The organism is Paenibacillus pabuli (assembly GCF_039831995.1).
GTDB lineage: Bacteria > Bacillota > Bacilli > Paenibacillales > Paenibacillaceae > Paenibacillus > Paenibacillus pabuli_C.
This window is the reverse complement of record NZ_JBDOIO010000001.1, coordinates 298404-320510: the sequence shown is the minus strand read 5'-3', so window position 1 is coordinate 320510 and position 22107 is coordinate 298404. Positions and strand designations below refer to the sequence as shown.

General features: G+C 38.1%; 29 protein-coding genes. All 29 read right to left on the bottom strand.

All coding sequences use genetic code 11. From position 1 onward, the window contains the following. Window positions 1-491: 491 nt before the first annotated feature. The 29 genes from ABGV42_RS02080 to ABGV42_RS01940 all read right to left on the bottom strand — a co-directional run bounded on the left by ABGV42_RS02080 (window position 492) and on the right by ABGV42_RS01940 (window position 21980). Window positions 492-719, bottom strand: coding sequence for a hypothetical protein (locus ABGV42_RS02080; RefSeq protein ID WP_347380169.1), 228 nt, complete (start codon window positions 717-719; stop codon window positions 492-494). Between the two features lie 24 nt (window positions 720-743). Continuing rightward, window positions 744-902 carry a hypothetical protein gene (locus ABGV42_RS02075; protein WP_347380168.1) on the bottom strand — a complete coding sequence of 53 codons (159 nt, stop codon included), beginning with the start codon at window positions 900-902 and terminating at the stop codon, window positions 744-746. Window positions 903-1041: 139 nt separating this feature from the next. Continuing rightward, on the bottom strand, window positions 1042-1365 hold the full coding sequence (locus ABGV42_RS02070; protein WP_347380167.1) for a hypothetical protein: 324 nt from the start codon (window positions 1363-1365) through the stop codon (window positions 1042-1044). A 163-nt stretch (window positions 1366-1528) separates the two neighbouring features. Beyond that, window positions 1529-1909, bottom strand: a complete 381-nt coding sequence (locus tag ABGV42_RS02065) for a hypothetical protein (RefSeq protein WP_347380166.1) — start codon at window positions 1907-1909, stop codon at window positions 1529-1531. Between the two features lie 8 nt (window positions 1910-1917). Next, the gene (locus tag ABGV42_RS02060; RefSeq protein ID WP_347380165.1) at window positions 1918-2466 is read right to left on the bottom strand and encodes a hypothetical protein; all 549 of its coding nucleotides are present in this window, start codon (window positions 2464-2466) and stop codon (window positions 1918-1920) included. A gap of 638 nt (window positions 2467-3104) precedes the next feature. Then, window positions 3105-3407: a hypothetical protein gene (locus ABGV42_RS02055; RefSeq protein ID WP_347380164.1), complete on the bottom strand. Its 303-nt coding sequence runs from the start codon at window positions 3405-3407 to the stop codon at window positions 3105-3107. Window positions 3408-3762: 355 nt separating this feature from the next. Beyond that, the gene (locus tag ABGV42_RS02050) at window positions 3763-4983 is read right to left on the bottom strand and encodes a DNA polymerase (RefSeq protein ID WP_347380163.1); all 1221 of its coding nucleotides are present in this window, start codon (window positions 4981-4983) and stop codon (window positions 3763-3765) included. A 1-nt stretch (window position 4984) separates the two neighbouring features. Beyond that, window positions 4985-5263, bottom strand: coding sequence for a hypothetical protein (locus ABGV42_RS02045; RefSeq protein WP_347380162.1), 279 nt, complete (start codon window positions 5261-5263; stop codon window positions 4985-4987). A 193-nt stretch (window positions 5264-5456) separates the two neighbouring features. Beyond that, the gene (locus ABGV42_RS02040) at window positions 5457-5906 is read right to left on the bottom strand and encodes a hypothetical protein (RefSeq protein WP_347380161.1); all 450 of its coding nucleotides are present in this window, start codon (window positions 5904-5906) and stop codon (window positions 5457-5459) included. Window positions 5907-5957: 51 nt separating this feature from the next. Further along, entirely contained in the window at window positions 5958-7295 is a 1338-nt protein-coding gene (locus tag ABGV42_RS02035) for a hypothetical protein (RefSeq protein WP_347380160.1), read from the bottom strand. 127 nt (window positions 7296-7422) lie between these two features. Then, the gene (locus ABGV42_RS02030) at window positions 7423-7779 is read right to left on the bottom strand and encodes a response regulator (protein WP_347380159.1); all 357 of its coding nucleotides are present in this window, start codon (window positions 7777-7779) and stop codon (window positions 7423-7425) included. A 257-nt stretch (window positions 7780-8036) separates the two neighbouring features. Beyond that, the gene (locus ABGV42_RS02025) at window positions 8037-8720 is read right to left on the bottom strand and encodes a hypothetical protein (protein WP_347380158.1); all 684 of its coding nucleotides are present in this window, start codon (window positions 8718-8720) and stop codon (window positions 8037-8039) included. 320 nt (window positions 8721-9040) lie between these two features. Next, window positions 9041-9511, bottom strand: coding sequence for a hypothetical protein (locus tag ABGV42_RS02020; protein WP_347380157.1), 471 nt, complete (start codon window positions 9509-9511; stop codon window positions 9041-9043). Window positions 9512-9637: 126 nt separating this feature from the next. Next, on the bottom strand, window positions 9638-10135 hold the full coding sequence (locus tag ABGV42_RS02015; RefSeq protein ID WP_347380156.1) for a hypothetical protein: 498 nt from the start codon (window positions 10133-10135) through the stop codon (window positions 9638-9640). Window positions 10136-10452: 317 nt separating this feature from the next. Next, on the bottom strand, window positions 10453-11028 hold the full coding sequence (locus ABGV42_RS02010; RefSeq protein ID WP_347380155.1) for a hypothetical protein: 576 nt from the start codon (window positions 11026-11028) through the stop codon (window positions 10453-10455). Window positions 11029-11586: 558 nt separating this feature from the next. Next, window positions 11587-12369 (bottom strand): hypothetical protein, encoded by a 783-nt coding sequence (locus ABGV42_RS02005; protein WP_347380154.1) that lies wholly within the window; start codon window positions 12367-12369, stop codon window positions 11587-11589. A 192-nt stretch (window positions 12370-12561) separates the two neighbouring features. After that, a complete protein-coding gene (locus tag ABGV42_RS02000; protein WP_347380153.1) occupies window positions 12562-13596 on the bottom strand; it encodes a hypothetical protein in 1035 nt (344 codons plus the stop codon). A gap of 55 nt (window positions 13597-13651) precedes the next feature. After that, window positions 13652-14023, bottom strand: a complete 372-nt coding sequence (locus ABGV42_RS01995; RefSeq protein ID WP_347380152.1) for a hypothetical protein — start codon at window positions 14021-14023, stop codon at window positions 13652-13654. A gap of 72 nt (window positions 14024-14095) precedes the next feature. Then, window positions 14096-14440, bottom strand: coding sequence for an SH3 beta-barrel fold-containing protein (locus tag ABGV42_RS01990; RefSeq protein WP_347380151.1), 345 nt, complete (start codon window positions 14438-14440; stop codon window positions 14096-14098). 13 nt (window positions 14441-14453) lie between these two features. After that, window positions 14454-14693: a hypothetical protein gene (locus ABGV42_RS01985; protein WP_347380150.1), complete on the bottom strand. Its 240-nt coding sequence runs from the start codon at window positions 14691-14693 to the stop codon at window positions 14454-14456. 66 nt (window positions 14694-14759) lie between these two features. Next, on the bottom strand, window positions 14760-15431 hold the full coding sequence (locus ABGV42_RS01980) for an EAL domain-containing protein (protein WP_347380149.1): 672 nt from the start codon (window positions 15429-15431) through the stop codon (window positions 14760-14762). A gap of 36 nt (window positions 15432-15467) precedes the next feature. After that, a complete protein-coding gene (locus tag ABGV42_RS01975) occupies window positions 15468-16331 on the bottom strand; it encodes a hypothetical protein (protein WP_347380148.1) in 864 nt (287 codons plus the stop codon). Window positions 16332-16358: 27 nt separating this feature from the next. Then, window positions 16359-16823 carry a hypothetical protein gene (locus ABGV42_RS01970; protein ID WP_347380147.1) on the bottom strand — a complete coding sequence of 155 codons (465 nt, stop codon included), beginning with the start codon at window positions 16821-16823 and terminating at the stop codon, window positions 16359-16361. 62 nt (window positions 16824-16885) lie between these two features. Then, entirely contained in the window at window positions 16886-17290 is a 405-nt protein-coding gene (locus ABGV42_RS01965) for a hypothetical protein (protein WP_347380146.1), read from the bottom strand. Between the two features lie 2 nt (window positions 17291-17292). After that, window positions 17293-19011 carry a ParB N-terminal domain-containing protein gene (locus ABGV42_RS01960; RefSeq protein ID WP_347380145.1) on the bottom strand — a complete coding sequence of 573 codons (1719 nt, stop codon included), beginning with the start codon at window positions 19009-19011 and terminating at the stop codon, window positions 17293-17295. 43 nt (window positions 19012-19054) lie between these two features. Beyond that, window positions 19055-20233, bottom strand: a complete 1179-nt coding sequence (locus tag ABGV42_RS01955) for a hypothetical protein (protein ID WP_347380144.1) — start codon at window positions 20231-20233, stop codon at window positions 19055-19057. Between the two features lie 19 nt (window positions 20234-20252). Beyond that, window positions 20253-21116: a hypothetical protein gene (locus ABGV42_RS01950; RefSeq protein ID WP_347380143.1), complete on the bottom strand. Its 864-nt coding sequence runs from the start codon at window positions 21114-21116 to the stop codon at window positions 20253-20255. Between the two features lie 7 nt (window positions 21117-21123). Then, entirely contained in the window at window positions 21124-21504 is a 381-nt protein-coding gene (locus tag ABGV42_RS01945; protein WP_347380142.1) for a hypothetical protein, read from the bottom strand. A gap of 11 nt (window positions 21505-21515) precedes the next feature. After that, the gene (locus ABGV42_RS01940; protein WP_347380141.1) at window positions 21516-21980 is read right to left on the bottom strand and encodes a CHC2 zinc finger domain-containing protein; all 465 of its coding nucleotides are present in this window, start codon (window positions 21978-21980) and stop codon (window positions 21516-21518) included. Between the last annotated feature and the right edge of the window lie 127 nt (window positions 21981-22107).

Sequence of the window (22107 nt, the reverse complement as noted above, 5' to 3'; positions counted from 1 at the left end):
TCCAACATATCGTAGTTCCTAATTTTTAATGAAACCCCCAGTGCTGGTGTTGGAGATACTGTGATTAACTTATACAAAATTATCGACCTCTTTCATTTTTACATTACAATTTATTCCGCATTCTTTCACTTACTACCTAATTTAAACGATTTATTTGGGACATCAAAAAAGGCACCAGGTTAGGTGCCCTTATTTAAGCATCTAACGGTTGTTCGAATGCCTGATTATTATTGTAAGATTCAGCGCCTATTAATGACGCCGGATCTTTTCTATTTGTGCAGTTACCTTTTTACAATGGTGACACCATAAATGTTTTACATGCCCGTCTTTCTTGCACGATTTACCTTTATGATGCCTTCGACGAGGTAAAGGGATAGTCAAGTTTCCGCACTCGCCACAGGTGAAATCCGATGTGTTAATGAGATTACCCGATTTACTACTCAGGATCGCCATCAGGAACATCCTCCTAAAGTGTTATAGTGTGTTTGTAATTATTCACTTGACGATGACTTCTCCAAGTTGATAAGCTTACAAGCTTCAATATTCGCCATAACATTGAATACAGCTGTTCTTACAGCATCAGTTGTCTCAAAGGTATATTTACTAAAGTGTTCGGCGAAAGGATCCATATAATTAATTGCATAATCAACCTGTTCCTCAGTTCCATAAGCAATTTCAGTCAAATTGCTACTCGAGTGAAATACTACGATTGCAAACAATATAAATCCTCCCCGTACATCAAATTAAATGTTACATACTCCGTTAGGACAGTCGCTCATATATGGCTGATCTTCCTTAGCAACAACAGGGATATGAATCCCATCGATAAACAGTTTACCGTCACGTACTTCAGCTTTCTGACCCTTTGCCGTTAAATCCTTAGCGATTTCGTTAATTGACATATCAGTTACCTCTTTCGTAAATTAGTGTAAAATTCTTCGAACAGTTTTCGGTTTAGGCAAGTTGGAACTTCGATTAATCAGATCCACTTTTCGAATATCAAGAGTTGTTTCATGAACAATAGGTTTACACCCGTCATACTCAATGATAATTTTTAGTTTCGTCACTGTTCGCACCCTCCAAGTATTTCTTCATAAAGGCATCAGGCCCAATTTCCTGTACCTCTTCACACATCACAGAAAGTGCTTCGTTCCTGATATGAAGTGAATATAATTCCCTTACATCAGGATAGTGTGCGAGCAGCGACGATGTACTCATTTGCCGGAGCGCTTCCATTAATTCATTCTTATTAGATACATTACATTCCTCAATTACAGCAAGCATATAATCAAGAATCTCACCATGTTCGAGTACTTCGATAACTGGTACGTCTAGAGTGTATGCATTAGTACGACTATTTTCCATTGTGAATTTCCCACCAGACCTTAAGTTTTTAGTCTTAAGTTCAGTCCACTAAGTTATGTGAGTTCCACTTCTTGCTCAGAGATGTTATTTATTTATAAAGTATTCAGCAAAAACTGGCTTCGTCTGAAAGTTCATGTGTTAAGACTGAACATAATTTTTAATGTTATGCTGCGACCATTTCAAGTAAATTTACATATTTCCCAATATCGAAAAAGTTTTCGCAAATATCAGGGTTCAGATAGTTAGTGTAAAGTTCAGCTTCGTTTCTATCCGCGAAATAAAATTCTTCGTCGTAAATGATGTTATTAGTGAGAGTAAAAGCAAATGCTAACCCTGCACCAATTAAAATATAATCAGTCCCTTTACCGGAACTAAACCTTAAATCACGAATACTATTGATCAAGTTCCAACTATTATCGGAATAGATATGAAACTGCGTGTATATAATAAATACATTTTGATCTATTCGAATAGCGTTGTCCATCAGCTGAACGTCATGTCCTTTATCCTGTAGAAAAAGGACAAGATCGTTTGCGTTTATCATTTAAATAATTACCCCATTTTCAGACGGCGTACAGAAGTTTGTCGTTCTTGAATACGAGAGAGGTTCATTGGTCGATCCCCAGCTTTCTCCTTAATCGCCATCAATAATTTTTTTGCACGATTAGCTTTACCTTCAATTACCTTAGAACGAAGCTTGCTCAAGTCCATCCGTGCCAACAACTCGTCCACTTCGTCAAGCAGTTCCGCATAAGCTGGATTATTTACGCCTTCTTCTAACCAAGTGAAAATCTGCTTATTTTGATTCATCAGTGTGATATTATGGTTAGGATATCGATTAGCAATTTCAAGGTATGCCTGAAGCCCCACGATTAATGCCTTGAAAGAGTGATGGAAATTGTTCTCACCTTGAACCTTATCGAAAGATACAAATTTCTTGTGCAAGTCTACAGCTGAACCCTCACGTTGATATATAGCAGCCCCACAAGTAATTCCGTTCACCTCGCGGCAGTCAAAGTAGATATATAGATTGTTGTTTGTCATTTTTTCCGTTCTCCCCTCGTTACGGTCGTTTTTAGGAAATGCATAGATGTTTGTCATGTTATTAACCTCCAGAGGGATAGATTATGTTTTATACATAATTCATCGATCCTTTCACGGTTTCAGATATTTGGTCTTGAAGTTTTGTGGTATCAGAAGTAGTTGATATATTAGAAAAGATATAGACGAGATAAAGTACTTGTTTTTAGCTTTTCAAGCCCTTAGCCGTTTTCCCTTTCCTACATTTACCTAATTATCAGGCAATATTAACGCCTTAATGGAGAGTAAAATCAAACGACAACTTTCAAATACCTCAGCATTACTACTACCTATAAGAAATTTTAAGGGTTTGTCTCATTTTTCAACCTTTTTCCCTCGTTTTTTCCACTTTCTCGCATACATTTTCTAACATTTTCTTACATATAAAAAACCACCGCATAAGCGATGGCCGGAATTATGTCATATAAATAGCAATCTGTGAAGCTACCTTATAACAAACAATAATCGCCACAATTGCCCTCAACCGTAAAATAATCCTTAAGATATAAGGTGTCATGAAAGGGTACATATAATGTCGATCAAAAGTTTTAATTCGTAGAAATCTCTTATCTCTGTTTACTACAAAATCCTTGTTCCAAAGTAGACCATAGGCGAATAAAAATGAAAGCAGTAAAAATATCCAAGCGAATATATTTCCACTATGGGCGACTTCTAACATCGAGTACCTCCAAAGGTGTATCATAAAGAAGTATGAACCGTTCAGGAGAATATACATTATATCCCTGGCTTATCAATAGCTTGCCAATACCCATAATACCATCGAAAGATTCGTCCTGGATAGCATAAGCTTTGTCCATACGGTTAATCAGTAATAGAGGAAGACCGCCTTCGATATGATGTATCGATAAATACCCAATATCGTCAGATTCTACATAGACGCTTAAATTATGTAGCTTGAAAGATTCAGTCGCACTGAGTATTGTTTGTAATAACTTTTCCATGTAGATTCCCCTTTACAGTAGGTTCTAGTTGATGTGGTTTATACCTTATTCTCGATTTGCGATACAATTCTTAGTTGATAACCACTTCTTCGGTAAAGAGCTGCGCAGTACGCACAATAGTAATTCCTACCGTGAACGAGTCTACCTAAAATTGTTTCTTCAGATAGTTCATATTGATCGACTTCGCCGAGTGTCGGGTATTCGTGGTTTCTCGAAGTATTAGTATCCTTATCACAGTTTCCTTGGCATACATGTTCCATCAAATAACCTCTTTTCTTTACATATAGAAACTTTAAATGAGAAGTGAAAGATATATCTAAAATAAAAGGGTACCCATTAAGAGTACCCCAGTAGTTTATTTATCTAACCATGTGTCAAGGATCTTCGTATCTACCCGCAACTGCGTCCAACCTTCAACATCGAAAAGTACAGCATTGCGAAGTTTTTCCACAAGTTCGTCAGTGACAAGTTCCTCTTTAACTCGGATTACAACCTCATCATGCAGTGTGATGTATGTCCGAATATCGCCGCCGATCTCTTTGTAAATTTCCTCTAATCCTTCGAGTGCGAAGAAAAGAATATCTACACCGGTAGCCTGGAAAGGACGATTGAATGCCGATCTCTCCCAGGTACTGTAATTCATGCCACGGTAATGTGCAACTTCCCAAGGAGTGTTAAAATAGGTTCTCATTGTCCTGTCGCCATCGAAACATTCCTGAACTTTCTCTCTGAATGCAACAAATTCAGGTAATTTTGTAAATACGCTATAAAAATCCTTAACTGTTTGTCTCAAATGGTCCGGAATACCGTTGAGTGCTGTAGGTAGAGTACAAAGATAACCAATGGCGATTACAGAAGTTTTAAAAGGTTTTCTATCTGCATCACTGATTGTAATTCCACAATATTCCTCAGCAAGTGCGCGGTAGTAATCTTCTCCTGCTTCCATACGTTTCAATACAGATTCAAGTCCTAACATATTAGCGATAATCCAGGGTTCTTGGTTTTTATAGTCGAAAGAAATCAACTTATACCCTTCTCCGGCAACCACCATACGCTTACGTTCGCCAAGATTAGACAGATTAGGTTTAGTGAAATGAATTCGCCCAGAATCAGCTTGTGAGTATTCAGGATATACGATACTAATCCCGTCAGCTTCAGTAGGCTGTCCGTGTTTACGTACGCTCTCCATTGCACTGAGACTGTATCTGTCAGCCATGATATTGATAAATAGCTGGGTAATCTCTTTCATTTGGTCATCGAGTTCAATGATCTTTTCCAAACATTCAGTAGGGAAGTTAGTCCCAGCCTTGCCAGGGTTTCCATATTTAGCGTATCCCCAGTGCGTGTAAAAGTCTGACAATTGCTTTGGAGACTTAACGTTGATGAAATCCCAATCGAACTTTTCATTAAGAATTTGCTCAGCCAATGCGTTGGAACTCTCAATCTTACCCTCAAGTTCTAACATTAATTCGACCGTAGTCTTATCATCAATCAGAACACCTTCGGAACAAATTTTGTCAATCACATCTTGAATTACATTCATATCATACCGTGATTCTGGCGTCAATTTCCGCAAATTAAAAACCTCCAGGGAGTATATAGAATTTTTTGTATACAGGTTTAAATAGGTTTGAACAAGAGGCAATGACATCAACACGCTCACCGCCAGCGATTTGCTTACAGATAGCGACTACTTGCTCGCGTGAACTAAAATTGACGTTCTCAAAAACCATAATAGATTCATTATGTTTTGCTAGTTCCATCATTTGTTCGATATCTTTAGCCTGTATTAACTTAATATGGATTATATCCTCTTGGAATACCAATCCTACATAAATTTTTAGCTGTTCAGCCATAAGATAACTACAACTCCAGATGCGAGAGCAGGTACAGTATCACCGCTAGCGTTGAAATAATTACATAATTCAGAGACTTTTCTTGTAATTGTACTCATGCTCAGTCTTGCACCTGCTTTCCTTTTATTTATCTCCTTACCTTCATATACTATATTGATCTGAACGATAATATGATATAAAATATGTAAATTGATCAGGAAAGACCAGTAAAAAAGTCCTTCTCTGCTGTAAAATCTTTATACTTGAGATCAGTTGTCGTATAGTTACTAAGGATTGTTTTCTCCAGATTTTGAAATAGGGTATCAATCCGCAAATGCTTAGCTATTTTACGGTAAACTCGTTTAGTTGCAATTACCTGACCTTCAGCGTTGCGTTTTTTTATTGTCCATTGCATTACGATACGTACAGCATCGCTACCAATTTCACGTGTACGTGCATTACGAATATCTACAGAGGAGTAGATCAAGAGTGCCACGGCACTGCTTTTGGTTGGTACACTATAAACATGCTCGTACACAGGAACAATTTCTCCAACTCTTTCTGTCACGTCAACTAATTTACAGAAGAGATTATTGTTCTTGTAGATTTCGCGAAGTTTAAATTCGAATTCTTTCTTGCTGTACGATCTATATTTTTTAGTCATTGGACACATCTCCTAGTGGGTCATTTTATTTTCGTGCTTATTATCTATCTGTCAGAGTGACACAAAGTGCGAGATATTACCACCATTTTTGTAACTTTCAATGTAATTGTTTTTATATTTCGTATATGCACTTCTGCAATCCAAACAGTAACCTGTAGGGTTGTAACTGCATTTTACGTGCTTAGCAGTACTAATCAATTCCACCTGACCTCTACGTACATAGTTGGTTATACTGCTACCCAGTATCTTTTTCAACTCAGTGTAGGTTAGTATTTCACCTTTGTAATTATACTTATTAATCGTTTTACTTTTAAGTGAGTCAACCACATCAAATATATCTGAAGTACCTAAACGTATTGATTCATGTGTAAATACGCTTGCTGTTAATCCTATGTGCTTAAGGAAATCAGATATACTTTTAAACCATATACCATTGTATATAACCAGAGGGAGCTTAGTTACAATAATAGGTCTTTCGCCTTTACACTCATCTAAGAATGTTACAACAAGATCAAACGCAACATCCCAAGGGATATTGTCACTTTTTGATATATGGTCTACAATCGACCTAGATATACCATAATATCTCAATAAACTCCATCGGCTAGGAAAAGCGTTACCTTTGTACATAAATTTATTTTTATGGTTATTTAATATTTCCCGAGTTAGTGACTCGTCTAGGGCCCATCCCTCAACTAATCTAGCGTACACGTTACCACTCATATGCCCGTAGTCCGCACATAATGAGGTGAATGATTCGTACTTAACCCCTTTATAAGTTATACCTTTATTTAAGCATTCCATTAAAGCGTCTTCGAGGCTTGTATCTTCCTTTCTAAAATGGAAGGCAAGGGTAGAAGGATCAACAGAATATTTTGTAGCTAAATCGGATAAACTTTTATAACTCGTGCCCCACAATTCGACTTCGCGGGTAAGAGTCTCGGCATCATGTACCGCGGTCTCGATGTTTTCCCGAGTATTAACCATCGCAATTAGCTTATCCTTATCTATACCTTTTTCTCGTGCTAAGGATGATATGCTATCGTACACTTTACCCGCTATTTCAACTTGACGTGCGTTATGTCTCTTTTTGAATGGTTTTGATAACGCTTCCTCAAGAGTCATTCCTTTATTTAATCTTTTCCTAAGAGATGAGTAAACAATACCTTTTTCTTCTGCCAAGGATTCAATTGAACTATATTTACGTCCTTCAAAAGTGACACCTTTTTTAGTTACAGCGTCATTTAATGCCTGATCAAAAGTCCATTTCAATGCCAATCTGCCACGAAAAGTGCTTTCATTAATTTCATGCTTACGACAGAAGTCAGCTATAGATTTATAGTCTTTGCCGTTATATTTGAAACTGTAAGTGCCCGTTTTTTCGTACAAGAGACTCACCTCAATAATAAATCACTACTTTTCTTTCATCATCTATTAATTAATACGATACTTAAGGGATACATAATTAATTTTAAAACTAAAAAAAAGAGTAGACGATGTCTACTCTTTGTCATAACTAAGCGATACTACCGATGGCCAACAGTACTCGTTCAGGCTGGAAGGGTTTAACGATGAAGTCTTTTGCTCCGTGACTGATTGCATCCATAACCAGTGCTTGTTGTCCCATAGCGGAACACATCACAATTTTAGCATTAGGGTACTTTTCACGAATCTCTTTAAGTGCACAAATACCATCTACATTTGGCATAGTAATATCCATAGTTACAATATCAGGCAGAAGTTCTCCATATTTAATTACTGCCTGACCTCCGTCGGAGGCCTCGCCAACTACCTCATGACCACCTTTTACAAGGATGTCCTTAAGCATCATTCGCATAAAAGCTGCATCGTCAGTGATTAGTACTCGAGCCATGTGATAAATTCCCCCTGATGTTCTTCTCATAGTTAGTGATTAATTCTTGCGCAGAGGAGTTAGCATTAGTATAACGAATAAGCCTATTCTGGAGTTCGTTACTCATCCCAGAAACTTCAATTTCAGCGTTAATCTCGAGTAGGATCCGATCGTAGTAACCAGAATATTCCTTAAGTGCTTCAACATAGTGCATAATAGTCCCCCTAAACAATAAAAATCCTTCCCAATACTGGGAAGGATTTAAAAAAGGTTAAGCATTATTTAACTGATAAGTATAAACGTTTTAAACATCCAACACGTAAAAGTGTAGTCATATCGAAAGTATAGTATGTATCGTCCTGGAATAAAGCGGCATTTACCAATTCACGAATAGCAGCTTCACTTGTTTCAATGCGAGGGATATCCTCAGTGATCTGTACCTGATAAAATTGGGCATTTTCCTCTTGCAGTATCTCAGCATTACGGCAACCTTTTTCCATTGTAAGTTCAACCATGCGTCCAACGGTAACAGCAACTTTAATTTTTCCGATGTTATCGTAAAGCTGATAACCGAATACTCTCTCGTCGCCTTCCCATGATATGTATACCAATCGTGCCAAAGCAGTGTAACGACCTTCAGTAATAATCTCGTCTGATGCGACGTCAGAAAACTGCATACGAGATTTACGTAATAAATCAAGCAGTAAGTTTACTTCGTTACCGGTTACAGGTTCACTTGGAGTTTCATCGAAATAATCAGTGATATGTTTCAAAGCTTCTGAAGGCATATTAGAGTCCAAAAGAGAAAATGCGCCATTATAGCGCATAGTAGTTTCAGATTTCATATTTTCAGAGGAGAATAGCTTTTTATCAAGCTGATGCAGTTCGTAAATTAGCGACCCGATGCGAGATACATTTTCCAGCACATCATGTAATGAAGGTCTAATATCATTACGAAGCAATAAAATCACCCTTTCCGTTGATGCTTACGACGATAATTTATATAGGATATTACTGCCCAAACAGACCAGTAACATACTGTTGAGTAAAATATATCAAGGTATATGAGCAACGCACTAACAGCAAGGACGACTATCAAAATTAAAGGTATTTTCAGCGATAACGACATGCTAAAACATCCCCAGTACAATCCTCAGTTTAAGTATGTATCCGAATTTAAATAGAGTTAGTTTAATAGTTCGTAGAGAGGACATATATTTTAAACCATAAGTGTAATTAGTGACTAAGTTTAATCCCGTAGGACTATAAGTCATTTAGTTTTTCACTCTCCAGACTTATTTTTAGATTCGGTATCTTTTAAACGGAAGTAGCCAAGTTCAATTAAGTGTTCTTTGACCGGAATACTTTTCTTCTTAGCTAAATACTGATGACGTGAATACTCTCGACGAGTAATCAATTTATTTTCAGGAGATACCCACATAGTAAAACGTTCATAAGGTTCTTCAATTTGTTTATTTTTAGATATAATTGATACAAAACCAGCGTCACGTAAAAAATCAGAAACACTAATCTTTAAATCGCGCGCTCTATTAAAGAAGTACCAGTACCCATTTAGCGTGAGAAATAATCCTTCCTTTTCCCAAGAGACAGCAGGTACGTTCTTTGCCTGATCGAGAGTCACCAAATAACTCGGTCCAGAAGGACGCATGTTAGGCTTGTCCTCATCGATAAATTCAACAGAGCATAAGTTTTCTTTTTTAGGCGTGCTATCCGATTCCATGTGACTAATCATTAAGATCACTCTTTCCTATAAATGCAGATTTATACATTCCCGTATCGCCCATATACATAGTCGACTAAATTAATGCATCACATCTGCACTGTTATATGAAAATCCAAACCTTTCAATATATCTTACTTAATTATAATGATTAAGGAAGGACTTGTAGTCGGACATATGAGCTATCTTATCTATCGAATGAATAACATTTTCAGATTTACTTTCCATCAAAAAATCGAAATCAGAGAAATCAGCAGCTAGATCGGAGATGAAAACTTTGTCAGAACTCTCTACGTAAAGAACATAGTCAGTCCGTTCAAGTAAATCTTCCATAGTTATGCCTAATTTTTTGGCATAACGAGCTAAAGCTGTTTCAGGATGTCCTGCAATGCAAAGTAGTTTACCATCCAATGTTTGTGCTATAGTCTTATTCGAAAAACCAGCTGGATGTTCATGAAAACTGATGTTAAAAGATGAATAATATTCGTCTACTTCTTTAAGTAGTCGAGGTACAAAGTCAGTTTTCAGGTGAGTCAAATCACCGCAAACGATTACAGTACCACCCAAAGATAGCATGCTAGCCACTTTCGGAACATATTCGGTTTCATGGTTAAATACAGGTAGATTTTTCTTCAATGTAATTAGCCTTCTTCCATTTGGAATTATGTCAGGGACAATGGTTGTCCGATTATTTTTATGTTAATACAATAGTATTTTACCCATTTTCCCATCCCTCTAATCACATTATATCAAATCTATTGTGTTTATCCTAGAGCTAAAAAGAGATTGTTTTTAGTTTTACTGTCGAATGTCAAGTATTTTTTCCAATTTTTCCACTGTTTATATGTCGAATTTTGTCGTGTAATGTATAAATTTTCCATTTAATACCTTCAAAATCCTACGAGCTTCACATATAGACTACAAATTTCAAAATTGTACTTGTTAGCGATTACCTAAGCGTACATACCATCTGACAATACACTCATATTCAACTCATGGAATCTTGACAGAATGCTAGATTTGACATCGTAGTGACTTCCCTCATTGACGTGAATGTCAGGGAAGATGATGGGTTCGATATTGTAAGTTAAACACTTCTTGAGCATATATGCTTCATGTGATTGCAACATTATATTATATCGTTCAACGATTTTATATTCATCAGCCGTAAATTCCGGGATTCTCAGTCCAATATTGATCTGCTCAGCAACACGATTTTCGATTTCCTGTACTACAGGAAAAGCTGATTTAATGTATTCAGGAATTTGACCTGTATAAGCTTGTGCGAAACTTTGAACCAGTGCTAGTAATTGGTGCCGGTAGCTATAACCCTTAGTTTCAAGGAGATAGGATAAATTAAGTGCATGCGTTCCTACACTGCTGAACTGATCACACTGACCACCGAAAACACAAATCAGAGGTAAGGCATGAGCGATATCCATGAGTTTGATAAGTTCAGCTTGAGGTTGCATTATATTAAATTCGATTCCACTGTAAGTTTCAATAATTCCGTTAAATGCTCGATTCATTATGATCACTCCGATCGTTATATAAAATGAAAACCACTCTATTTCAACTAAGTAACCTTACTTTTACTTAATTGTATAGAGTGGTTGATGATCGAAGCACACGTATTTCAGACCACGAACCTTTAAGAAATTCTATAGAAATGTACAGTTTTACCGTGCTGATTATTACAATAGTGGTAAGCAAAAGAGTTAACAAATGCATCGAAACTCCCAACCTGGTGACCAGGAGTAGGGAACACGTCATCTGGAGTGAAAGTACGAAGTACAGAAATGTCATAAGGATAACTTTCTGAAGGGCTGCATTTGCTAGGGCATAAATACCCGATCCAGTGCTCACCCTTTTTAAGAGCCGACTTAACCTGCGATAATGTCTGCTTTTCACATAGCGTAGCAACTGACATTATTTTCCCATCCCTTCTTATTTCAGCTACATTAACTCTATACCTTATTATAACATAAATAGCTTATCTTAGCAAATTTAGACATTATAGGACAATTTAGGGAGATAATAAAACCCCCAGCGATTAACTCGCTGAGGGCCAAATACTTTTATAAGTCCTAGATGGAGTTTTCGATACCGTACATATCAGTTCTGAAACCTGTATTGAATCCAGTATCTTCATCTTCGATATACTCTTCTTCGTACTCGATAGCTGGTTCCCAACCGGAGTTAGAACCACCGATAAGAGTTTTGATATCTTCCATCAAGTCAGTGAACTTCTCGGAATCGCGTTCCATGATACCACGGATCTTACGGTTCCAACCTTCAAAAGTAGATTCACTGATTCCAAGTGCGTAAGCAATATCTTTAGTAGGTCCGCCCAGGATGAAAGCGGCAGTTACCCAGTTTTTAGTGTAGAAACGTTTAGGCATTCCTTCTTGACGGAAGTAAACGTCATACAGATCAAGTTTGTCATAGATATGGTCACACTCAGATTTAACGAGTGTCATTTCTTCCGGAGTAAGACTTTCAGCTTTGAGGTAAGATTGCGGAATACCTTTACCGCCTTCATAACGCTCATTTTCGCTATCATCATAGATTGAGTGTTCTTTACGACGGAATACAGAAACTGAATATGTACGCGTAAAGTTAAATGCTTCTTTATAAATAAACCCTTCGAGGTTGTCCATTTGTTCAGCCAATTCTTCACGTGCAGGACGTTCAACGAAGTATGTCAAGAATGCAGAATAAATTTCATCAGCATGTTGCGATTGACGTAATCTCATACGACCTAAGCCGTGTCGAATTGCTTTCATTACTAGTGACTCGTTTTGAAGCACCCATACAGTGATATCTGAATCGACTTTCATGTAAAATGGAACCACCGGTTTATTATTCATCTTTTTCGTCCTCCCAGACAAAGTTCTTTTTAACACCTTTCGGTATCAATTACTCACTTCCACTTCTTTATTTTATCAAAATAATAGCAATCTGACAAGCCCTTATACCAACTTTTTCAAAATTATTTTCCATAATTCATCAATTAAAAAAACAACACACGCTGTAGTTTCCCACAGCGTGTACTTGATCACTTAATCAAATTCAGGATCGATATAAGACATTTCGTTATTATACATGTTAACAAATGAAATAAAAACATCATTTTCGTCCACGTATGACTTGCCAGTCTTTGTCGTTTTAAACGACCTGCCAATAAAGAGCTGAACCTGGAGTATTCTTCGTAACGTCACACTATCTGCAACCTCTAACATCTGTTCAACGTAGTAGGCAGGTTTCAACAGAATGTGATCTTCGCCAAGTTCAAAAGGTAACTTTTCCAATGCCGGCTTTCTAATTTCGATAATAGAACCCGGCATTACGATTCCATACATCCGCAGCATTTTTGCTTGGTACAATAACCTCACATATTCGCGGAATCCGTACCACAGATTCTGAGGTTTAATTCCGCTATCAACAAAATCTTGGTAAGCTTGATAGGGTTTCTTAACCTTAGAGTTCTGCACCAACATACTGTAAAATTTGAAAGATGATGAAAGTGAATCATCTTCAACTACATCGAGTATATCCTCTTTTGTGATGATGTTTCCACCCTCGACCAGAAGTTGAATGTAGTTATTAATCTTCTGGTATTCGCGTCCTACTCTTGCAAGGAAGAAACGCATAATACCTTTAGTCCATTCAGCTTTGTACTTGAGTGTAAGATGTTTAGTATAGTCGGAAACCCAGTTATAACCGGGATATCGCATATCAACGATTTTTATACCTTTAGCAAAGCTTCGTAGTAACCGAGGCTTGTCCTCATAGTGTATAATAATCAGTACATGCGGTACGGCTGTTTCAACATAGCGATTGAAAAGTTCAACGACATCTTTATCAACCTTGCCAGTGTAAAACGCTAACTTTCGTGGAGCTAACAGAGACCGATAACGTAACCGTTTCAATTGCTCCTTCAAGTTATTCGACAGATCGACTACCTCGTAGTTATCGCTAGCCTTAGCAATATCTAGGAATAACTTGTAGATAAAATCTTGTCCGTAAACAACATAGCCGATGGAGTTAGAATCTCCGGCAAGTTCGAGAAATTTATCGAATTTCAACTTTTCCATATTTTATCACCACCAGCTACTGTTTACGACATCTGAGTGACTTTATAAAATCAACTTATTGGAAAGTTAATAACGGGATATATTTATCGCCATCACGTACATAAGAATGAAATCGGTGCCAACCATCATCAAGCCACTCACCATACCCCGGTGCAATACAAGGCCAGCGTGATTCGCCATGATTAGGTATATCACCGCCCTGTAAATACAGTTGATGATAATCATCGAAATCGGTACATCCCCATAAGTCCTCACTTAGTGACATACACCGTCGCTTGGCTTCATTAAGGTCTATAATCTCATATCGGAATTTTCTGCCACTGAAGTATAACTCGGCTTCGTGCGTACTACTTAACTGAGCGTACTCAATTAAAGCTGATTGACAATCACCATTCAGTTCATTAAAATTTAAGCCATCAATTAACATATACTATCCACCTTTAAATTTCCGTTAAGAAATTAAAAACGCGATCAATTTGACCGCGCGATTTTTTAAACATTATGTGAGTGTAGAATTTTCAGGAAGTTCACAGAATTCCTTAGAATATTCAGTAAGTCCGATAGAGTGGTCGTAACGAAGTGATCGCCATCCACCACGCTGTAAATCGTAGAATCTGATGATACCATTGTGCATATCTTTCTGGAGGTCTTCTTCAAGTTCTTGAGGAGACTTCCCAGTATCCTGCCAGTAAAATCCATAGTCAGTGACCAATTGCGGGTTAGTAGTACCATAAGCTAAACGATAGTCATGCGTGTTCACCTTATAGAACTCAATTTTCATGATGCCTTTCGAAAGGTCTTTGATGATTTTACGGAAGGACTTCTCATAATCGGAATGTGCCATGCGGATTAGCTCCTTAATGTAGTTTTTGACTTACAACATTCAATCCTTGAAGCTTGCTGTACCTACAATCAATGAAAAGTTCTCTACTTACGAACTCAGCATCGATATAGAAGTCAAATTCTTTAGCACGTGCCGCGGCCACCCAACTCAAATCGGTAATCGGTCCATTATTTATGTATGTTTCGCCATTGAAATGAATATAAGCGAGTTCATAATGGCCGTTACGAACAGAGGTTGCATGGATTTCAAACATAGATTGTCCGACCACCTTCCATATTACATCTACTATATTATACCAAATAATTAGTAGTATGTCAACTTAACAATAAGTTCCTCGAAATTCACCGCTCAAAACCGGTACCCCTAGTAAATATCCTTGCGCATATCCTACATTATTACCAGATACATAATTTAACTGATCGAAATCCTCAATTCCCTCAACCACTATTTGACATTCCAAATCTGTAGCATAACGCAAGATAAAATCCGTTACCTGTTTGGATGTCAAGTCAGTAGTTAATGATTCGATGTAACTCCGATCAATCTTCAAAAAGTCAGGTTGAATGTAGCGCAGTGTCTGGAAATTTGTATACCCGGTACCAAAATCATCAAGAGCAACATGAGCACCCATTTCCCGAAGTTGTGCTATTCGGTATTGGAGTAATCCAAAGTCTGGAATTTCTTGCTCAGTTATTTCGACTACAACATTATTGTTATGAAGGAGGTCATATATGTCCTGATGAAAGTATTCATCATAAAGCACGGTAAGTGGATGACTGTTAAGGAACAGTGTCGAGTTACTTAGATGAAAATTTTGTGATGCAAGAGATCGACTCTGCCTATCCAATAAATGAAAGTCATTCACAGTTTTAGCACGACTAAAGAGTTCAGTTGGAGGAATATCACTTCGAAGTAGGACTTCAAAACCAAAGATATCGTCGCTACCTGTTCTATATATAGGTTGGAACGCAACATCAAAGTCCTTAAACATACGAGTCCTCTTTTCTTGTAGTGATCCCCAATTTGATTACATAGCCTGAACTAGTTCGACAAATTCAGCAGAAGTTAAAACAATTGTACCGTATTTAGCAGCGTCTTTAGTTTTTCGGGTCTCTTCCTTACTATTTACAATAAGATACTTGATATCCTTTGTTAGACTCTTGTTTAATACGATATATTTGGAGTACTTAGAATTTAACATTTCTACGAATTTTTCTTTATTGGAATATCCAGGTACCCCACCAGTAATAGTGATGTTAATCGCATCCTTGGGAATCTGTTTAATCGTAAAGTATGAAACGAATTTACAGATTTCCTCACGTCCGACTTCGAGTACTTGTCGAATATGAGGAATCTGCTTCTTGAAATTGTAATCGCTTGATCCGTGAGCTGTAGCTTCCTTACCAAGCTTCTTAATAATAAAACGATCATCGGTATCAAAATCAGCGTAGAAAGTATCCATATCAGTATAACCTTCGAAAATTTTCCGTGCTAATTTATCACCAATACCTATCAGACACATTGAGGTAATTGCATCAGATAAAACCACATTTGTAATACCATCGATCAATTTACCGTGTAATTTGATATTGTTCTCAGAAAGATATAGATCAGTTAGTGATTCTGGTGCCAATTCAAAAATTTCATGAATTTTCTTGAGGTCATGCTTGTAAACAATGTCCTCACATACAGCTTCACCGAAACCCTTGATTCCCAGAACAGCAGCCATCGCAGAAATTCGATTTCCTAAAAATCCGGCACATAATGGATTTTCACATTTAAGAGATGTCATTTTCTCATTCAGAGTTAAAGGTTCCTCACAGAAGAAACAGATACTAGGAATGAAAGAATTATACTCAGGTAATTTCTCCAATAATGCTGACACTAACATAATCTATAAACCTCCTAAAAATCTAAACTAAATATCAATATTAGGTGTATTGGTCATATTTAGGATTTTATTATTTCTCTCATCCACAGAATTTGGACCCTGTGAACGAGGTCCACCCGGCATACCGCCAGGACCACCAGGACCAGGAGGTCTCGGCATTCCGCCAGGAGCACCAGGACCACCAGGCATTCCACCGGGACCACCCGGACCAGGAGGTCGATTTGGCATTCCACCAGGTCCAGGACCCATACCAGGAGCACCCATACCAGGACCACCCGGACCAGGTCCAGGTGGACGTTGCATTCCACCCGGAGCGCCAGGTCCACCAGGTCCCGGTCCACCAGGACCAACCATAGGAGCAGGTTGTCTAGGCGGAGGTGCTGCATTCATAGTAGGCTGCCCGCTAGGACGTTGACCACCACCAGATTGACCCTTTTTCTTACCACTGAAGAACAGAAGCCAGATAAAGAAAATCAGAATAATCCAACCCATTGATTAATACCTCCTTTATTTTTTCTAAAACTTAGTGTTACCGCCGCGATAAAGATGATTAATTACATGTACAGGTAAAGGATACCGCGGAATGCTCCGTAAATAGCAAGTGCTACAAGGATAAATACCTTGAGAATATCACCCTGAATGATAAGTTTCTGCTTGGATGTAGATCCCATGAGATGGTAAATACCTTGCGTAATCAAACTGATTACTACGAGAATGATCAAATCATAGATAGCGATACGCATAGTTGGAATACCTACCAAGGCTTGATCATCATAAGCCCCCTGAATAGCGAGAGGAATAGCGAAAATACAGGTACAAATTGAAAGTAAAAGTGTCATCAATTTTACCCGTTTTGGTGTCACCTTCTTCGCGTTGGCCTGCTTACCTGCCTGTCCTCGCGAAGTCGGTACGTTCTGACCATTAGTAGCAGAACCCCTAGCTGAACGTAAATTACTCATTATTACTGAACCTCCTGTATTAGTGTAGGTGTACCCCAGAAATTGATGTACTCCTTTTGGTACCTATCGAATGGTGTGTAACCTGCGGGTCCATCAGTGATGATTTTTGCAAGTACAATGTGATTATGGAACTCTTCTTCACGGCCTTTTTCAGGCATGAAGCGAGCGTCAACAATAGCATGAACAATAGAGTGACAGTTCTTACAAAGTAAGATAAGATTGTCTTCACTATCCGGACCATTCTTAGATACCGGAATCATATGGTGTTTTTCGTAAATACAAGAAATATAGGATTCCTCGTCATGACCTAGTCCACAGCACTGACAAGTACGATTATCCCGTCGCTCAATTGCTTCGGTTAACCAGCGCTCAAGAGGTCGACGTCCATCACCAGTAGTTTGATAGTTAGGAGTTCGATCGACGTCACTATAATCTACAGGACGTAGGTCACCAAGATCAAGCCCTTGCTCAGCGGCCAGTTTCTCTAACTCTTTTTCCTCTTTCTCGCGTTTCTTAGTCAAGGCTTTGTAAGCTTGAGTAATGCTTAGCTTACCCATAGACAGCTTCATAAGGATTTCTGTATCGACGGGTTCAATTAGGAGCATTTTACCTTCGAGGAATGAACCAGGGGGAATACCAAGGAGTCTATCAATAACATCAGTAGAAAGGTGAGGTTGTTTAGAATTGACAAAGTTACCGGCAGTCATAATCTCTTTAAAGTTGTAAGGCTTACGTGTACTGTTAATCACCAATTCAAGGTAACGAATCCAAGTCTTACTCCGTGTTGTGTCAACAACTGCCCGAATAGTCCTCATAGATAAGTTACTTGCAGCAACGAATCGACGCTTACCACTTACAATAATGAAACCTTCTGATGCTTCGAAGGGTATTACATGAATAGGCTCAATCTGCCCAACTTCGGCAAAACTTATCTCCAAGTCCTCAACTTCACGTAAATTCATTCTGGCAGCAGGAGGAAGATGCAACAGTTCGAGAGGAATATCTGCAATAAACATTTCACCTTTTTGTAGAGGTCCAACTTCAACACCATCAGAATTATAGATTGTGAGAGTCGAACATACTCCGGAAGCTTTAACTTCTTCCTTCAAGTCTTCCATTGTAGTATTCTCAATTTTCTTTTCCTGCTCTTTAGTCAATGACATATCCTGAAATGATCGTTGGAAATCATCAGCTAATTCCTTCGTACTGTCAGGTACATAGTTCAGATTACTCTGACCTTCTGGGGGATTGTCATTTTCATCAGGATCATTATCCTCGTCAGAATCCTCATCGTTATCTTCATCCGAGTCATCATCGAAATCCTCGTCAGGATCCTCGTCGGAATCTTCATCAGAATCTTCGTCGAAGTCTTCATCTGAATCTTCGTCGAAATCCTCATCTGAGTCCTCATCATCCTCATCAGAATCATCGTCGTCGCTGTCATATTCCTCTTCATCATCGAAATCCTCATCCGGTTCCTCAGGCTCATCATCGTCTCCTGGATCGTATCCGTCCCCGGAACCCTGAGTATCAGGATTCGATTCAGTATTACCAGTCTCCTGCTGCTCATGTAATTTGAAGATTTCTTCGCGTACCTCTTTCAGTCGCTGTAATTGAGAATTAATGAGTTCTACATTGTCTGGTTCATTCTCACGGATTACTTCGATATCCTGAACGAGATTACGGGCTTCTTCAGTTAATTTAGTAATTTTCTCACTCATTGACTATCCTCCTTATTGACCAGAGTTAAATCTAAAATAGTTTTCATTCTTCGTCCCATCCTTCTTCGTCCCAGTTCTCATCATCGTCATCGTATTCATCGTCATTTTCCTCATACTCTTCACCCATAGTATGCTCGCTATAGAGGAACATCGGCACAATCTCAGACTGATATTTAAAGTAAATTCGAGTACCAGGTAGAATTTGATGTTTGATGATTGTTGCTACATTACTCAAAGAGACATTTTCAATTCTCTTACCACTCGGAGTATAGAAGGGTTCGATTTCAGCGATAGGGGTAAATCTTTGTTTGCCTGCACTCCATACAATATCCTCAACGATGGCTGAGAAATCAGGGGATTCCCAGTTACCGTACTTGAGTGCAATCTGCCCATCATCGTGTTTATCATTACCACCGATTTCTTCGAATAAGTCCTGAGAATTTACACAGAGGACAAGTCCGTCTGTCAAGTACTCGAATGAATATTTATCGAGGTTATAGGGAGATTCAATAGGATCGCCCTCATAATTAACTACATCTACTGTTCGGAAACCGATATGTTGCAGTAACTGCAATCTGCCTAATCGAGTATTAGGTGCATCATCGAAGTCGATATTATAAGCAAGAGCTGTAAAATATTCGATGTCTTCAATATTAAAATTATCCTTAAAGAATGTTGATACTGAATTACGAATATTAGAGATTTCAGGATAACGTTCTTTCATCCGTTCGAAATCTTGATATAAAATTACACCCTCGCCATAGATAGTAACTGAAGGGTATGAGGAAAGTTCTTCAACATAGTTAGGAATAACATGCCGCATCTGTGCAGTGATATTTCGGCCATTGTTGCCCTCACGTCCACGAGTAGTTACAAATACTAACTTACCGTAGAGGTACAAGGCCTCAAATGCCTGACCATCCGCTTTAGCCATCAGCAACCAATCGTATCTATGTATCCCATAACCAATGGCATCTTTCTCATTGAAAATTGAAACTATCGATTTCATTGGAGCATGTCCACGTAGAATTGCGTCATACTCACTCTGCTCTCCAACAACGCCACCAACTTCATTGAAGTATTCGTTGTTGGGATCGAGAGCAATCAACTCTCCGTGTAAAAGATCGTACTCATGATCCTGCATAATCGGCTTCAATTCTGGATCATAATAAGCAGTGTCTGCTGCTCGCAGACTGGTCACTAACTCTTGAACTCTACTCAACGATGAAACCACCTTTCAGTTACTTTCTATGAAATACTACCAATAGTTTTTTATCCCGCGTATCCATTTCCCGAATCCCATTTTGTAAGAGAATTTGAGGGAAATATCGATGTGGCGGAATTAATGCACATGTAAAATTGTCATATGCCAGAGCATGCAGCGCATTCGGTTTAAATAACTCAGTAGTATTATAAGAGAAAAAGTTAAAGCCGTGTTCCTGGAACAATTTCTTGTGATTCTTGAGAATAATTTCAGTAACATCCTCAGGTTCCTCAACCAGATATAAATAGTACTTGAAAGCACTTTTAGGAGGTAGAGTTACAACCATCGCGTTTCGTCTAAGTACAGCCATTCCCATACCGATCGCATCGATTGTATCTTGAGGAATGTTATTAATATCAAATGTTTGACTAACGTGATGACGTATATTTTCTTTATCATCCTCGTAAATTTTCCGTCCGAGTGCAGCTTTCCAACGCTTATTATTGACGCCCAATGCCCGGATACCTAAGTCTTTCTCAATTTCAAAGAAAGTCTGCCGAATGCTGAGTAAAACTTTCAGCGTATCAAAGGATTTTCCGACAAATACTTCCTCAAAATAGATATTTCCGAAATTGAACTTCTTATGTAATTCGGAAATAACATTGTATAAGTCCCGTCGGTACTGGATTTTATCGTCACCCATGATTTCAGCCCGGAATCCAGCTACCAGTTCACCGTCTTGTGTAAAAATTGCCATTCCTGTATTCGTAGCCGGATCAATAAAGAGATTCGTGACAGGGTAGGTTTCTTTTCTGAACAATGTTCCAGTCTCTGCAGTCCTATCAAAAAACTTCTGAGATTCAAATAAAAACGTGCGTAAATTTAGCGCTGTAAATTTCATAGTTTAATTACACCTTATCTGGAAATTTTATTGACAATAGTTCCTTATCCTTAATCAAGAAACTAACAAAGACAGATTCATCAGAGTACCATACAATTACAGGATAAGATTTAAGTTCTTCATCGTATTCACTACACTTAATAATGAATTCGTTAATTTCTAGAACGCTATCCTGATAAGAAATTGACTTGAGATTAATTGGTTTCATGACACCTTTACTGAAAATACCGACATTTACACGTTTATGCAAATGCTTCCCAAAAATTTGTTCTAGGAATTTGTTACATTTTGCCCAATCTGCGAACACATAACCATTGATGCCATCGGTCCCAGATAAGAGTTTTACATACTTAATTCGAATCAGGCTGTTAAGCTGCTGTCTTAGCATATTTGACCTCCCTATAGTTTACCTGATTTCATGATTCCGAGAATCTCTTCAGGTGTATTACCAAAAGCATTCAGCAAGTCAATCCTTGCTAATGATGAAATATTTCCTCGCGCACTCTTAACTAACTTATCCTGGAAATACTTCTGAGGAAGAGTAGCTTCGAGTTTTATTTTCTCAAAACGACGATTCAACTTGATTCCTAAGATATGGGCCAAATCCTCGATTGCAACCTGCTTAGTGATTTTTTCATCATCTAATCTCATCAAATAATAGTGCAACTCGATGATTGATCCAGCCTTGCCACAGCCGAAACAAGAGAATGTATCAGTATCTCGCATATAGAAGAAAGATGGTGTATTCTCCGAGTGAATAGGACAACAAACCCTACGCATCATCTTGATATCCTCATTTCGGACATAGGTAGAGAAATAGTCAGGTAACGACATCTTATCTTGGAATATTTCACGCAAGCCCATTTGAGAGACCTCCTAATACATTTGTCGTCGTTAAAATAGCGATAAAATACATTTTAACTTCACTCTCCTTATTTTCCTCGCAAATATACTGCCGCACTAAAATGAACACCTTTAACGTTGAAAGATA

Coding starts and splice junctions, on each gene's coding strand:
- ABGV42_RS02075 (WP_347380168.1), bottom strand. CDS start 902: ATGTCAATTAACGAAATCGCTAAGGATTTAACGGCAAAGGGTCAGAAA.
- ABGV42_RS02070 (WP_347380167.1), bottom strand. CDS start 1,365: ATGGAAAATAGTCGTACTAATGCATACACTCTAGACGTACCAGTTATC.
- ABGV42_RS02065 (WP_347380166.1), bottom strand. CDS start 1,909: ATGATAAACGCAAACGATCTTGTCCTTTTTCTACAGGATAAAGGACAT.
- ABGV42_RS02060 (WP_347380165.1), bottom strand. CDS start 2,466: ATGACAAACATCTATGCATTTCCTAAAAACGACCGTAACGAGGGGAGA.
- ABGV42_RS02055 (WP_347380164.1), bottom strand. CDS start 3,407: ATGGAAAAGTTATTACAAACAATACTCAGTGCGACTGAATCTTTCAAG.
- ABGV42_RS02045 (WP_347380162.1), bottom strand. CDS start 5,263: ATGGCTGAACAGCTAAAAATTTATGTAGGATTGGTATTCCAAGAGGAT.
- ABGV42_RS02040 (WP_347380161.1), bottom strand. CDS start 5,906: ATGACTAAAAAATATAGATCGTACAGCAAGAAAGAATTCGAATTTAAA.
- ABGV42_RS02030 (WP_347380159.1), bottom strand. CDS start 7,779: ATGGCTCGAGTACTAATCACTGACGATGCAGCTTTTATGCGAATGATG.
- ABGV42_RS02020 (WP_347380157.1), bottom strand. CDS start 9,511: ATGATTAGTCACATGGAATCGGATAGCACGCCTAAAAAAGAAAACTTA.
- ABGV42_RS02010 (WP_347380155.1), bottom strand. CDS start 11,028: ATGAATCGAGCATTTAACGGAATTATTGAAACTTACAGTGGAATCGAA.
- ABGV42_RS02005 (WP_347380154.1), bottom strand. CDS start 12,369: ATGAATAATAAACCGGTGGTTCCATTTTACATGAAAGTCGATTCAGAT.
- ABGV42_RS02000 (WP_347380153.1), bottom strand. CDS start 13,596: ATGGAAAAGTTGAAATTCGATAAATTTCTCGAACTTGCCGGAGATTCT.
- ABGV42_RS01995 (WP_347380152.1), bottom strand. CDS start 14,023: ATGTTAATTGATGGCTTAAATTTTAATGAACTGAATGGTGATTGTCAA.
- ABGV42_RS01990 (WP_347380151.1), bottom strand. CDS start 14,440: ATGGCACATTCCGATTATGAGAAGTCCTTCCGTAAAATCATCAAAGAC.
- ABGV42_RS01985 (WP_347380150.1), bottom strand. CDS start 14,693: ATGTTTGAAATCCATGCAACCTCTGTTCGTAACGGCCATTATGAACTC.
- ABGV42_RS01980 (WP_347380149.1), bottom strand. CDS start 15,431: ATGTTTAAGGACTTTGATGTTGCGTTCCAACCTATATATAGAACAGGT.
- ABGV42_RS01975 (WP_347380148.1), bottom strand. CDS start 16,331: ATGTTAGTGTCAGCATTATTGGAGAAATTACCTGAGTATAATTCTTTC.
- ABGV42_RS01970 (WP_347380147.1), bottom strand. CDS start 16,823: ATGGGTTGGATTATTCTGATTTTCTTTATCTGGCTTCTGTTCTTCAGT.
- ABGV42_RS01965 (WP_347380146.1), bottom strand. CDS start 17,290: ATGAGTAATTTACGTTCAGCTAGGGGTTCTGCTACTAATGGTCAGAAC.
- ABGV42_RS01960 (WP_347380145.1), bottom strand. CDS start 19,011: ATGAGTGAGAAAATTACTAAATTAACTGAAGAAGCCCGTAATCTCGTT.
- ABGV42_RS01950 (WP_347380143.1), bottom strand. CDS start 21,116: ATGAAATTTACAGCGCTAAATTTACGCACGTTTTTATTTGAATCTCAG.
- ABGV42_RS01945 (WP_347380142.1), bottom strand. CDS start 21,504: ATGCTAAGACAGCAGCTTAACAGCCTGATTCGAATTAAGTATGTAAAA.
- ABGV42_RS01940 (WP_347380141.1), bottom strand. CDS start 21,980: ATGGGCTTGCGTGAAATATTCCAAGATAAGATGTCGTTACCTGACTAT.